The organism is Neorhizobium sp. 2083 (genome assembly GCF_031455615.1).
Taxonomy (GTDB): Bacteria; Pseudomonadota; Alphaproteobacteria; order Rhizobiales; family Rhizobiaceae; genus Neorhizobium.
The window spans coordinates 115,675-128,169 of record NZ_JAVDTC010000011.1 but is presented as its reverse complement, the minus strand read 5'-3'; the positions used below and the strand labels follow the sequence as shown (position 1 = coordinate 128,169).

Here is a 12,495-nt window from a genome sequence, read left to right as displayed (position 1 = left end):
GTAAGACATCATATCTCTTGGATCGCATTGTCCATCAGCCGGGAGGAGAACCGGCGACCCAAGGGAGGATCGGCCATGAAGCCGCTACTGAGAATGATGGGACCCGTATTGCTCGGTTCCACACTGCTTTTCCAGCCCGCCTATGCCGAAACCCCGCCGAATATGCTGGTCGTCGGTTTTTCGATGACCAATATCCTGACGCTCGATCCCGCCGCCATTACCGGCAAGGAGACCGTACAGGTCCTCACGAACATATATGATAACCTCGTTGCGCTTGACGCCGTCAACCGCGCCCAGGTCGATCCGCAGCTGGCGGAAAGCTGGACGATCGCCGACGACAACGGCTCGATCACCTTCAAGCTGCGCAAGGGAGCGACGTTTGCCTCCGGAAATCCGGTCACCTCGGCGGATGTCGTCTGGTCCTTCAAGCGCCTGATGAAGCTCAACCTCGCCCAGGCGTCGTTCCTCAAGACACACGGCTTCTCTGCGGCCAATGCCGATCAGAGCTTTACCGCTCCGGACGATGGCACCGTCGTCATCAAGCTGCCGAAGAAGGTCGATCCGCAGATCGTCGTGCAGACGCTCGGCATCGTCGGTCCGGGTTCCATCCTCGACATGAAGACGGTGATGGAGCACGACAAGGGCGGCGACATGGGGGCTGCCTGGCTTACCAACAATTCTGCCGGTTCCGGCCCGTTCACGCTTGGCCAGTGGCAGTCGAACGAGCGCGTCACGCTCGAGCAGAACCCGAAATACTGGGGTGAGAAGCCGGCCATGCGCCGGATCATGATGCGCCATCTGGCGGAATCGCAGAGCCAGCGGCTGATGCTTGAAAAGGGCGATATCGACATCGCCTATTCCATGTCGGCAGCCGACCTCAAGGCTCTCGAGAGCAGCAAGGACGTCAAGATCCAGACCAACGGCGGCAGCGGCTTCTATTATCTGGCCGTTTCCATGAAGGACGAGAAGTTCCAGAAGCCGAAGGTCCGCGAGGCGCTGCGTTATCTGATCGACTACCAGGGCCTGAACGACAGCGTGTTGCCCTATTTCGGCAAGCTGCGCGATCGTCCCGTTCCGGCCGGCATTTTCGGCGCCCTGCCGAATGCGGGCTACAAGCTCGACGTCGCCAAGGCCAAGGCGCTGCTCGCCGAGGCCGGGTATCCGAACGGCTTCTCGACCTCGCTGCGCGCCATTTCCGACGTGCCGTTCATGAGCCTTGCGACCGCCATCCAGGCGACGCTTGCGCAGGCGGGCATCAAGGCCGAGATCATCACCGGCTCCGGCGACCAGATCTACGGCGCGATGCGCGAGCGCAAATACGAGCTTGTCGTCGGCCGCGGCGGCGGCGGCCAGCTGCCGCATCCCGACTCGAACTTCCGCGCCATCGTCTACAATCCCAACAATGCGGACGAGGCGAAGCTCACCAACTTCCAGGGCTGGCGCACCTCCTTCTATGATGAAAAGATCAACAAGATGATCGACGATGCTCTCGTGGAAGGCAACAAGGACAAGCAGATCAAGGACTACGAGGCCATCCAGACCTATTACGCGGATATGGTTCCGGCCATCCAGCCCTTCTCCGAAGTGGTCGACAGCGTCGGCTTCCGGGCCGACATCAAGGGTCTCGAACTGAACCCGTCCTGGTCGACCCAGCTTCGCACGGTCAAGAAAGCAAGATAATCGTCAGCCGCCGCGGCGCTTGTCCCGAAGCGCCGCGGCGGCTGGTACGATCCTGAGGAAGCCCCATGACAAACGAGCGTCTCACCGCTTTCACGCGGCAGGCCGGCACCATATTGGCGACCCTTCTCGGGTTGCTGGTCCTGACTTTCTGCATCGGACGGCTGATGCCGGTCGATCCGGTCCGCGCCATCGTCGGCGAAGAGGCCGACCAGGCTACATACGACACCGTCGCGGAACGGATCGGCGCGAACCTTCCTCTCTACCAGCAGTTCTTCCGTTATGTGAACGACCTGGCGCATGGCGATTTCGGGACGTCGATCCGCACCGGGCAGCCGGTCATCAACGACATCCTGCACGTCATGCCGGCGACGATCGAGCTTGCGACCTTCGCGATCATCGTCGGGGCGGGGCTCGGCATTCCGCTCGGCATTCTGGCGGCCGTGCGCCGCAACCGGCCGATCGACCACGTCATCCGCTTCCTCACCCTCATCGGGCATTCCATGCCGATCTTCTGGACCGGCATGATCGGCCTGATCATCTTCTACGCGGCGCTCGATCTGGTCGGCGGCGGCGGCCGCCTGTCGGATTATTACATCGGCCTCGTGCCGGAGACGACGGGTTTCCTGCTGATCGACGCGGTGCTGGCCGGCGACTGGGAAGTCTTCCGGGATGCGATCAACCACCTGCTGCTGCCGGCGAGCATCCTCGGTTATTCGTCGATGGCCTATATCACCCGCATGACCCGCAGCTTCATGCTGGACCAGCTGAACCAGGAATATGTCACCACCGCGCGGGTGAAGGGCCTGTCGAAGAACCGCACCATCTGGCATCACGCATTCGCCAATATCCGCGTGCAGCTGGTGACGATCGTGGCGCTCGCCTATGGCAGCTTGCTCGAAGGCGCGGTGCTCATCGAGACCGTGTTCTCCTGGCCGGGCTTCGGCCAGTACATCACCAACAACATGCTGATCGGCGACATGAACGCGGTGATGACCTGCGTGCTGCTGGTCGGTATCATCTTCATCGCGCTCAACCTGCTTTCCGATGCGCTCTACAAGATCTTCGATCCGAGGACGCGTTGATATGGCGGCTCAATCTCTCGATATGCAGGACGTGGCCATGAACGGTACCCGCTCAAATCCCAACTCGGCGTTGCGCCGTCTGCTCGCAGTCATCCGCGAGCTTCTGGGCAACCCGTCTTCGGGTTTCGGTCTCGTGGTCATCACCATCCTGCTCCTGACGGCGATCGTCGCGCCGCTGATCGCGCCCTACGATCCGAATATCGTCAATCTGAGCAACACGCTGAAGCCGCCGGGCGCCGAGCACTGGTTTGGGACCGACGAGCTCGGCCGCGACATCATGAGCCGCATCATCTACGGCACGCGCATCAGCCTGACGATCATCACCATCGTCTCGGTCATCGTCGGCCCGATCGGGCTTCTGGTCGGCACGACCGCCGGTTATTTCGGCGGCTGGTACGACACGATCATGATGCGCATCACCGATATCTTCCTGTCCTTCCCGAGCCTGATCCTGTCGCTCGCCTTCGTGGCGGCGCTGGGGGCCGGCCTCGAAAACGCGATCATCGCCATCGGGCTGACCACCTGGCCGCCGATCGCCCGCCTCGCCCGCGCCGAAACGCTGACCTTCCGCAATGCCGACTATATCTCGGCCTCGCGCATGCAGGGGGCGTCGGCGCTGCGCATCATCGTCAAGTCGATCATGCCGATGTGCCTTCCCTCGGTTCTGGTGCGCATCACGCTGTCGATGGCGACCGTGATCCTGACCGCCGCCGGCCTTGGTTTCCTCGGTCTCGGCGCCCAGCCGCCGCTTCCCGAATGGGGCGCGATGATCGCCACCGGCCGGCGCTACATGCTGGACAACTGGTGGCTGGTCGCCTTCCCGGGCGGCGCCATCCTGCTCGTCAGCCTCGCCTTCAATCTTCTGGGCGACGGCCTGCGCGACGCGCTGGATCCGAAGCAAAGATAGGCCCGAAACAGCGTTAGGATTCCGCCATGGACAACAGCCAAGCACTCCTGAAGGTCGAAAATCTCCGCGTCAGCTATCGCGCCGGCAAGACCTACAACACCGTCGTCAAGGGCGTCTCCTTCGATCTCGGCCGCGAGCGGCTCGGCATCGTCGGCGAATCCGGTTCCGGCAAGTCGACGATCGGCCGCGCGCTGCTGAAGTTGCTGCCGACCGCCAGGATCGAGGCCGACCGGATGGATTTTTCCGGCACCGATCTCATCTCGGCGAGCGAAAAAGAGATGCTGACGATCCGCGGCCGGCGCATTTCGATGATCCTCCAGGACCCGAAATTTTCGCTCAACCCGGTGCACCGCGTCGGCGACCAGATTGCCGAGGCCTACCGCGTCCACACCAGGGCGTCGGCCCAGGCGGCGAGGCAGAAGACGCTGGAAATGCTGGAAGCGGTGAAGATCCGCGACCCGGAACGCGTCTTCAGCCTCTATCCGCATGAAGTCTCCGGCGGCATGGGACAGCGCATCATGATCGCCATGATGCTGATCCCCGAGCCGCAGATCATCATCGCCGACGAGCCGACCTCGGCGCTCGACGTCACCGTGCGCATGCAGGTCCTCAACATCCTGAACGAGCTGGTGACGAACAAGGGCATCGGCCTGATCATGATCAGCCACGACCTCAACCTGGTGCGCAATTTCTGCGACCGTGTTCTCGTCATGCGCCATGGCGAAGTGGTCGAGGAACGCGCCGCCCGCGACATGCGCAACTGCACGCATCCCTATACCCAAGGCCTGCTTGCCGCACAGCCGCATATCGGCGGCAGCCGCAAGCCGCTTCCGGTGCTGAACCGTGAAGTCATCTCGCAGAATACCAAAGAGGTGCCCGCATGACCGCCATCGACGTTCGCAATCTCTCGATCGATCTCGGTTACGGTTCGGCGAAGAAGCGCATTCTCGGCGATGTCTGCTTTTCGGTCGAGGCCGGCGAATCCTTCGGGCTCGTGGGTGAATCCGGTTCCGGCAAGTCGACCATCCTGCGCTGCATCGCCCGCCTCCTGAATGTCTGGGAGGGCGATATCCAGCTTCAAGGGCGGTCGGTCAACGACATGCCTTTCGTCGAATATTGCCGCACGGTCCAGATGGTTTTCCAGGATCCCTACGGTTCGCTCCACCCCCGCCAGTCGATCCGCACGGCGCTTCAGGAGCCGCTGCGCATCCATCGCATGGACCGCCAGCTCGAACGCATGGAACGGGCGCTGATCGATGTCGGCCTCGATCCGGCTTTCCTGTCGCGTTATCCGCACGAACTTTCCGGCGGCCAGCGGCAGCGCGTGGCGATCGCGCGCGCGCTCATTCTGGAACCGCGCATCCTGCTTCTCGACGAGCCGACCTCCGCGCTCGACGTCTCGGTGCAGGCGGAAGTGCTCAATCTGCTCGCGGACCTGCGCGTAAAACGCAAGCTGACCTATCTCTTCGTCTCCCACGACCTTGCGGTGATCGACCATATGTGCGAGCGGCTGGCGGTGATGCAGCACGGCCGCGTGGTCGAGGTGATGAGCCGGGACGTGCTGGCGACGGGCCAGGCGGCGGACCCCTATGCCCGTGAACTGATACAGGCGAGCCTCGAATACGACCACGCTGTCTGAATTTCCCGTCTTTGACGCCATGGAGGTGCCCCGATGACAGCCGAAGCCCAAGCCTCTACCTGGCGTCGCAGGGAGACCCTGAGTTCGCAGGTGGTGCGCATGATCACCGAGCGCATCAAGCTCGGGGAATATCCGCGCGGATCGAAGCTGCCGACGGAGAAGGCGCTGATCGACGAACTGGGCGTCAGCCGCACGGTCGTCCGCGAAGCGATCGCCAATCTGCGCGCGAGCGGGCATGTGTCCATCCATCACGGCATCGGCGTGTTCGTGCGCGAGGATGCCGGCGTCGCGCCGTTCCGGCTCACCGATGAAAATATGATGCGGGTCGAAAGCGTGCTGAAAGGGCTCGAACTGCGCATCGGCATCGAATCCGAATCCGCGGCTCTCGCCGCCGAACGCCGGACCGCCGTCGATGTCGCGGCGATGCATGCCGCTTTTGAATCGATGGACCGCTCGATCCGGCAGCTCGACCGCAGCACGCAGTCGGACTTCGAATTTCACTGCGCCGTCGCCGCTGCCAGCCAGAACGAACATTTCATCGGCATCTTTAATTATCTCGGCGAAACGCTGATGCCGCGCATGCGCATGCAGGCGCATCAGGTCAATGACGAAACTTTCGCCGGCCACCTGCAGCGCGTCAACGATGAGCACAGGGCGATTTTCCTGGCCATCGAGGGCCAGGATGCCGAGGGCGCCCGCGCGGCCATGCGCAGACATCTCTCCGATAGCCGCGACCGGCTCATCGCGAGGTCGCGGAATACGCCATGATCGACGGCGACAACATGTCGGGCCTTGCGAAGAGGCTTCGGGATACCCTCTCGTTCGGATGGAATTTCGATCCTGCAAAGGACGATTTTTCGGCCTGGAGAGAACGGACACGCGACAAGGTCCGCGCGGCGCTCGGCGTCGAACGCATAACTCCCGCCGGCGCTTTCGTGGTGGGCGAATGGAGGGAAGAGGGTTGCAGGGGCCAGGAACTGCAGCTTCATTTCTCCAATGGCGAAATCGCTGGAGCCTATCTGCTGCGGCCGGACACCGACGCCCGGACGCCGGCCGCACTTCTGCTGCACGACCACGGCTCGTTCTTTTCGATCGGCAAGGAAAAGATGATCGGCCGGCCCGGCGAACTTCCCGAGATCGCCGCGGACGTGGACCACTGGACGGCGAGGCTCTACGGGGGCCGGCAGGTGGGCAACGAACTCGCCCGGCGCGGTTACACGGTGCTTTGCGCCGACGCGCTCGGCTGGGGAGGCCGCAAAGGCAACGGCTACGAGGCGCAGCAGGCGCTGGCGGCCAATCTCATGCAGTTCGGCGTTTCCCACGCCTCCGTCATCCTGCGCGAGGACCTAGAGGCGATGGCGTGGCTCTGCCGTTTGCCGGGTGTCGACGGAACCCGTGTGGCGAGCTTCGGTTATTCGATGGGCGGCTCGCGCGCCTGGCAGGTGGCCGCGCTTTCGGACGACGCAAAAGCCTGTGTCGCCGGCGGCTGGATGGGGACGCTCCAAGGGCTCATGCAGCCGGGCAACAACCAGCTTCGCGGCCAGTCCGCCTTTTCCATGCTGCATCCGCCGATCGCGGGAAAGCTCGACTATCCGCATTTTGCGGGGCTCGCCGCACCAAAACCCGCCCTGATCTTCAGCGGTGCCGAGGATCGGCATTTTCCCGAGCCTGCGGCGCTGGCGGCGCAGGAGCAGCTTCATGCGATCTGGCTGGCGGCGGATGCGGAACATTGCCTCGAAACGCGGCTTTGGCCCGGTGCGGCGCATGCATTCCCGGTCGACCAGCAGGACCATGCGATGGATTGGCTCGGGCGGGTGATATGAGGCGAGCAAGCCCTTCGCGAAATGCGGGCTTGGATTTGGTCGAGGCTTGTTTTCCCCTACAGCCTTCCTGAGTGGCGGGGATTGTGCCGTGTGGCACCCCCTCTGTCCTGCCGGCGTTCGGCACTGCGATCGATTCACCGGATCGCGCCTTACTCCCTCAAGGGGGGAGATCGAAGGAGGCTTGCTCAGCGGTTCCTCTCTGATTTGTGCAAGGGCAGGAAGCCGGCAGGAAGTGGAGTTCGGCAATCTCAAGGCTTTTGGTCGGCCAAGACCTTGCTTCTGGCCGATCTCCCCCCTTGAGGGGGAGATGTCCGGCAGGACAGAGGGGGGTAGGCGGGGGACGCCTTCCAATGCTGTCTTTCCATGCTTGTCCCGTGGACAATTCATCATCCCAGCGTAGCGTCTCCAATAACTTGACCTCATCATCATCCCCGCCTTCCAAACCCATGCCTACAATCCTCCCGCTTCCGTCGCCGGAGTGTTTCGCGAGACGTTCGCGGGCAGGCGGGGGCCGGCGCTTCCACCCGAACCGTAACGTGCGGGGATGGTGGAAGAGGTGAAAGCCATGGAGTGCTCGTCGAAAGGCGAACATTCCTATCAAGCCTCCCCCTGGCCGCCGGGCCGGGTTCGGTTGAGCCGTCCAAGTGGCAGGGTTTCCCGAAAGGAAGCCGCGAATAAAGCCACGCAGCGAGGCGAGGTGATCACCTGTAGGGGCCGGAAGCCCCGACAAGACGCCGAAGGCCACGCGAATGCGGAGCCACCTATTAAAATCTATATGAGATTCCGCATTCGTGTGGGCTCTCCGATCTTTGAAAAGCCACGGCGGGAGACTGCGCGGGGCTCTAGAATGCTGGCCGAAGGCCGGAAATCGGTGAATTTACCGAGGGTTTTTGATCGTTGGTGGGTGGATCCTCGGGTCGAGCCCGAGGATGACGAAGGAGAGAGGGGCTATCAGGCGTGCCCCAAGTCGTGGTTTCAGCAAGCGGACGGCGGCTGTTGTCGCAAGCCACTCCCACACACTCGTCATCCTCGGGCTCGACCCGAGGATCCACTCATCGGCGACACCGATGGTAAAACAAAAAGCCCGGCTCCAAAAAGGGACCGGGCTTCTCTTTCCTGCTTGGGAGGCAGGGTCGGTATTATCCGACCAGATTGGCGTTGATGAAGTCGAAATTGATGTCTTCGCCCATGCCGGGCTTGTCGGAGATATGCACGAAGCCGTCCTCGTCCATCGGATCGACCAGGGCGTTCAGGTATTCGAAGCCGTCGTCATATTCGAGGAACGGGTGCAGCAGGCCACGTTCGTACCATTTTGCATTCTTGGTGCAGGCCGCGACGATCAGGTTCGGTGCGCCGTTGCCGTGAATCTCGCAGTTCATGCCGAAAGATTCGGCGAGATGCATGCTTTTCATCGCCGGGCTGATGCCGCCAACGTCGTGGACGCCGGTGCGCAGGATGTCGCAGGCCTTCGAGGTGATCCATTCGGCGCGGCTGAAATGCTTGCCGCCGGCGCTTTCCGGGCCGAGGACCGGAATGTCGAGGTTTTCCGCAAGCCAGGCATAGGAGGCCGAGCTCTGCTCGTCCATCGGCTCCTCGATCCAGGCGAAGCCGAGCTTTTCGAGGCCCTTGCCGAGTTCCAGCGCTTCGGTGCGGGTATACCAGTGGAAGGCATCGATCATCAGGTGGATATCCGGGCCGACCGCCTCGCGGACCGCGGCGCAGGCCTTCAAGTCCATCTTGACGTCGGGTGCCCAGGAAACCGGCGGCATCCAGGTGTGCAGCTTGATGCCCTTGTAGCCGCGCGCCACGAGCTTCTCGCCGAAGCGGCCGTAATCTTCCGGCGTCGCGAGGCCGTTTTCCAGCTCGTCGCCGCACATGATCGAGCCATAGGCCGGGATCTTTTCGCGGTAGCTGCCGATCAGCTTGTGGACCGGCATGTTGAGCTTGCGGCCGGCGAGGTCCCAGAGGGCGCAGTCGACGATCGCGAGCGCGCGGTCGGTCAGCTGCATGGCGCTGCCACGCTGCCAGTGGGCGAGGTCCTGCCACAGGCGCTCTCGCGCGAACGGGTCTTTACCGATCAGCACTTTCTTGACGAACTTGTCGATCACGTGCGGGCGGATGACTTCCGGCGGCGCGAAGCAATAACCTTCGGCGCCGTCGTCATCGACGATGGTGAGCAGCGCCAGGTTGACCTTGTGCGGCGGGCCGGGATGAGCATGGCCGGCGGTATCCTGGTGGCGGCGCGTGGTGTGGGAGAATACCCGCACATTGACGTCTACGATCTTCACGAAATTCCTCCTGTCAGAAGCGGAGGGACGAGCCCTCGCCATTTCATTTCGGGGACCCGGCCGAGGCCGGATCGGCGCCGCCAAACGGGCGGCAACAATCTGTCGTTCACGCCTCGTCGGGGTGGCCGGCCGAGGCGAAGGCACCGCCCTGGTAGATGACGGCCGGATCGGTCGGATCCTCCCTGCCGGCTGCGGCTTCCACTTCCACCCGCCATTTCGCGGATGTATCCTCGGGCTTCCAGCCGAGGAAGGCGGCATTGCGATTGTCCCACCACTGCTCGTCATTGGCCGAGGCGCCGTAGACGATGGTGTGGGCGATCCGCGGCGCCGCAAAGGCGCGCCGGCAGAGCGAGAAGAAATCGCGATAGCTGAGCCAGGTCGCCAGCATGCGGGTGTTGGCCGGTTTCTCGAAGCATGAACCGATGCGGACCGACAGGGACTCCTGCCCGAATTTCTCGAAATAGAGGCTGGCGATCGCCTCACCGAAAACCTTCGAGGCCCCGTAGAGCGAATCCGGTTTCGGCACGACCGTGCTGTCGAGCCGTTGATCGCGCCGGTAATAGCCGATGACGTGGTTGGAACTGGCGAAAACGATGCGCGGCAGGCCGTTGTGGCGCGCGGCTTCGTAGATATTGTAGAGGCCGACGATATTGCCCTGGACAATGAGGTCGAAGGTCTTTTCGACGGAAATGCCGCCGAGGTGAATGATCCCGTCGACGCCCTCGACCAGCCTTGCGACACCCGCGGCATCCGCGAGGTCGCATTGGATGAAGGTTTCGTGCGCTCCCGCATCGGTGATTTCGCCGATATCCGACAGAACGACGTGTTCGGCGATTTCCCTCAGCATCGGCCGAATTGCCCGGCCGACCCCGCCCGCGGCGCCGGTTAAAAGCAGTCTCTTGAGCATTCTTCCCTCGCGGGCGGATCAACGGTGAAAAAGCGCCGATCCGCGACGTCGTAATACCTCATAGGTCATGTCATACTATAGGTCCAGTCCTCGGCGTCAATTAATTTCTTGCCGGACGCTTGACAAGACACTGCGGTTTTACCCCTCTAAGTGACTGAAATGCCAGAGCGACGGGAACGGTGCACCTTGAAGAGAGCTGATAACATGACCGGGGAGACGCCCTCGCGGAAAGGCCGCAATCTGGTCGAGACTGTCGGCCGCCGCATGCGGGACGCGATCGCCAATGGTGAGCTGAAACCCGGCGACAAGCTGCCGACGGAAAGCGGGCTGACGCTGCAATACCAGGTCAGCCGCACGGTCATCCGCGAGGCGATCGCTTCGCTGCGCGCCGACAACCTCGTCGAGGTCCGCCATGGCGTCGGCGTTTTCGTCCTGGCGCCGCAAGGCGGGCTGCAGAGCGGCTTCCGCAGCGTGGATGCCAGCCGCGTTTCGTCGATCATCGAAATGCTGGAAGTCCGCGCGGCCATCGAGATCGAGGCGGCGGGCCTTGCGGCCATCCGATCGTCGCCGGCGCAGCAGGAACTGATCTTCGAATGTCTGGAGACGATCAAGCGCCAGATCGCCGCCGGCGCGGCAACGGTCGAGAGCGATCGGGCCTTCCACCTTGCCATCGCGGACGCCACCAACAACCCGCGTTTCCGGGAACTCCTGGAAGCGATCGGCAAACAGATGATCCCGCGATCGCTGCTGCAGGAGGGCGATGTCGACATTTCGCCGGCTGAATACCTGACGCAGATCCAGAATGAGCACGCCCATATCGCCCGAGCAATCACCGATGGCGATGATTCGGCCGCCCGCGATGCCATGCGCATGCATCTCAAGGGGAGCCAGCAGCGCTACCGGTCGCTGATACGCCGGGCCTGAGATTTCCATAAAGATAATATAAGTATTGACAGTCATAATATGACTTGGTAGCCTTCCGGAAATCAACCAGGAAGGGACAGCCATGTCTATGGATCCAAATGAACTGAAGCGTGCGCTCGGCGCCGGCCTCTTGTCGTTCCCCGTCACGCCGTTCGGCAAGGATGGCCTCTTCAACCGCGAGCCCTATGAAAAGCATGTCGGCTGGCTTGCCGGTTTCGATGCTACGGTGCTGTTTGCCGCCGGCGGCACGGGCGAGTTCTTCTCGCTGGAGCCCTCCGAAATTCCGGAGATAATCGCCGCCGCCAAGGCTTCTGCCGGCAGCACGCCGATCGTTTCCGGCTGCGGTTACGGCACGCGGATCGCGGTCTCGATCGCCAAGTCCGCGGAAAAGGCCGGTGCCGACGGCATTCTTCTGCTGCCCCACTACCTGATGGATGCCAGCCAGGAAGGCCTCTACCAGCATATCAAGACCGTCTGCCAGTCGGTCGGCATCGGCGTGATGGTCTATAACCGCGACAATTCGATCCTGACGGCGGAAACGCTGGCGCGCCTCTGCGAGGCCTGCCCCAATCTGGTTGGCTTCAAGGACGGTTCCGGGGATATCGGCCTGGTGCGCAAGATCACCGCCGTCATGGGCGACCGCCTGACCTATCTCGGCGGCATGCCGACGGCCGAGCTTTTCGCCGACGCCTATCTCGGCGCGGGCGTCACCACCTATTCGTCGGCCGTCTTCAACTTCGTGCCGGCGCTGGCGCAGACGTTCTACAAGGCGCTGCGGGCCGGCGATACGGCCACTACCAACCGGATCCTCATCGACTTCTTCTATCCGTTCATGGAAATCCGCAACCGCCAGAAGGGTTACGCGGTGTCCGCGATCAAGGCCGGCGTGCGGCTGATGGGCTTCGATGCCGGTCCGGTCCGCACCCCGCTGACCGACCTGACCGCGGAAGAGGTCAAGATGATGGAAGCTCTCTGCGAGCCCTATCGCAACAACGCTCTCGGGGCGCAGGCGGCTGAATAAGCGTCCTCCTCTCCACCCTCTCTCCGGGAGCAGCCGGCAGGTCCAACCTGCCGGCTTTTTCGTGTGCTTTGCCCCTGCCTTGCCGCGCCCTTGCCGTCATGCCCGGGCCTGTCCCGAGTATCTGTCCACGTCTCCGGTGTTGAACCGGGAGGAGTTCGCCAAGGAACAAAAGCTTACAAGCGATCAACGCAAAAACGCCCGCAACCGGAGTCGCGGGCGCCGTC

Annotated in this window: 11 protein-coding genes; 9 read left to right on the top strand and 2 right to left on the bottom strand. The window is 62.7% G+C overall.

Annotated elements, in window-relative coordinates; translation table 11 throughout:
- The first annotated feature begins 75 nt into the window (after positions 1–75).
- From J2X76_RS29235 to J2X76_RS29205, 7 genes are all read left to right on the top strand, one after another.
- Positions 76–1,680: an ABC transporter substrate-binding protein gene (locus J2X76_RS29235; protein ID WP_405030120.1), complete on the top strand. Its 1,605-nt coding sequence runs from the start codon at positions 76–78 to the stop codon at positions 1,678–1,680.
- 65 nt (positions 1,681–1,745) lie between these two features.
- Complete coding sequence (locus tag J2X76_RS29230; protein WP_310221093.1) at positions 1,746–2,762, top strand: ABC transporter permease; 1,017 nt, start codon at positions 1,746–1,748, stop codon at positions 2,760–2,762.
- A 37-nt stretch (positions 2,763–2,799) separates the two neighbouring features.
- Positions 2,800–3,669: an ABC transporter permease gene (locus J2X76_RS29225; RefSeq protein WP_113131034.1), complete on the top strand. Its 870-nt coding sequence runs from the start codon at positions 2,800–2,802 to the stop codon at positions 3,667–3,669.
- Positions 3,670–3,695: 26 nt separating this feature from the next.
- Positions 3,696–4,553, top strand: a complete 858-nt coding sequence (locus J2X76_RS29220; RefSeq protein ID WP_113130992.1) for an ABC transporter ATP-binding protein — start codon at positions 3,696–3,698, stop codon at positions 4,551–4,553.
- Positions 4,550–5,308 carry an ABC transporter ATP-binding protein gene (locus tag J2X76_RS29215; protein WP_310221090.1) on the top strand — a complete coding sequence of 253 codons (759 nt, stop codon included), beginning with the start codon at positions 4,550–4,552 and terminating at the stop codon, positions 5,306–5,308. The genes J2X76_RS29220 and J2X76_RS29215 overlap by 4 nt, the downstream gene beginning before the upstream one ends.
- 33 nt (positions 5,309–5,341) lie before the next feature.
- A complete protein-coding gene (locus J2X76_RS29210) occupies positions 5,342–6,076 on the top strand; it encodes a FadR/GntR family transcriptional regulator (protein ID WP_310221088.1) in 735 nt (244 codons plus the stop codon).
- The gene (locus J2X76_RS29205) at positions 6,073–7,131 is read left to right on the top strand and encodes a dienelactone hydrolase family protein (protein WP_310221086.1); all 1,059 of its coding nucleotides are present in this window, start codon (positions 6,073–6,075) and stop codon (positions 7,129–7,131) included. The genes J2X76_RS29210 and J2X76_RS29205 overlap by 4 nt, the downstream gene beginning before the upstream one ends.
- A gap of 1,139 nt (positions 7,132–8,270) precedes the next feature.
- On the opposite strand, the gene J2X76_RS29200 is transcribed toward J2X76_RS29205, so the two are convergent.
- Positions 8,271–9,461 carry a mandelate racemase family protein gene (locus J2X76_RS29200; RefSeq protein ID WP_405030119.1) on the bottom strand — a complete coding sequence of 397 codons (1,191 nt, stop codon included), beginning with the start codon at positions 9,459–9,461 and terminating at the stop codon, positions 8,271–8,273.
- A 64-nt stretch (positions 9,462–9,525) separates the two neighbouring features.
- Positions 9,526–10,326, bottom strand: coding sequence for an NAD(P)-dependent oxidoreductase (locus tag J2X76_RS29195; RefSeq protein ID WP_310221083.1), 801 nt, complete (start codon positions 10,324–10,326; stop codon positions 9,526–9,528).
- A 204-nt stretch (positions 10,327–10,530) separates the two neighbouring features.
- On the opposite strand from J2X76_RS29195, the gene J2X76_RS29190 reads away from it, so the two are divergent.
- Together J2X76_RS29190 and kdgD are read left to right on the top strand one after the other, a co-directional pair.
- Positions 10,531–11,250, top strand: coding sequence for a FadR/GntR family transcriptional regulator (locus tag J2X76_RS29190; protein WP_310221081.1), 720 nt, complete (start codon positions 10,531–10,533; stop codon positions 11,248–11,250).
- Between the two features lie 88 nt (positions 11,251–11,338).
- Positions 11,339–12,271 (top strand): 5-dehydro-4-deoxyglucarate dehydratase, encoded by a 933-nt coding sequence (gene kdgD, locus J2X76_RS29185; protein WP_310221180.1) that lies wholly within the window; start codon positions 11,339–11,341, stop codon positions 12,269–12,271.
- The last annotated feature ends 224 nt before the right edge of the window (positions 12,272–12,495 follow it).

Excerpts from the sequence above, each read along its gene's own strand:
- J2X76_RS29200 (WP_405030119.1), bottom strand. The coding sequence starts at position 9,461 with ATGGCGAGGGCTCGTCCCTCCGCTTCTGACAGGAGGAATTTCGTGAAG.
- J2X76_RS29220 (WP_113130992.1), top strand. The coding sequence starts at position 3,696 with ATGGACAACAGCCAAGCACTCCTGAAGGTCGAAAATCTCCGCGTCAGC.
- J2X76_RS29235 (WP_405030120.1), top strand. The coding sequence starts at position 76 with ATGAAGCCGCTACTGAGAATGATGGGACCCGTATTGCTCGGTTCCACA.
- J2X76_RS29230 (WP_310221093.1), top strand. The coding sequence starts at position 1,746 with ATGACAAACGAGCGTCTCACCGCTTTCACGCGGCAGGCCGGCACCATA.
- J2X76_RS29205 (WP_310221086.1), top strand. The coding sequence starts at position 6,073 with ATGATCGACGGCGACAACATGTCGGGCCTTGCGAAGAGGCTTCGGGAT.
- J2X76_RS29215 (WP_310221090.1), top strand. The coding sequence starts at position 4,550 with ATGACCGCCATCGACGTTCGCAATCTCTCGATCGATCTCGGTTACGGT.
- J2X76_RS29210 (WP_310221088.1), top strand. The coding sequence starts at position 5,342 with ATGACAGCCGAAGCCCAAGCCTCTACCTGGCGTCGCAGGGAGACCCTG.
- kdgD (WP_310221180.1), top strand. The coding sequence starts at position 11,339 with ATGGATCCAAATGAACTGAAGCGTGCGCTCGGCGCCGGCCTCTTGTCG.
- J2X76_RS29190 (WP_310221081.1), top strand. The coding sequence starts at position 10,531 with ATGACCGGGGAGACGCCCTCGCGGAAAGGCCGCAATCTGGTCGAGACT.
- J2X76_RS29225 (WP_113131034.1), top strand. The coding sequence starts at position 2,800 with ATGAACGGTACCCGCTCAAATCCCAACTCGGCGTTGCGCCGTCTGCTC.
- J2X76_RS29195 (WP_310221083.1), bottom strand. The coding sequence starts at position 10,326 with ATGCTCAAGAGACTGCTTTTAACCGGCGCCGCGGGCGGGGTCGGCCGG.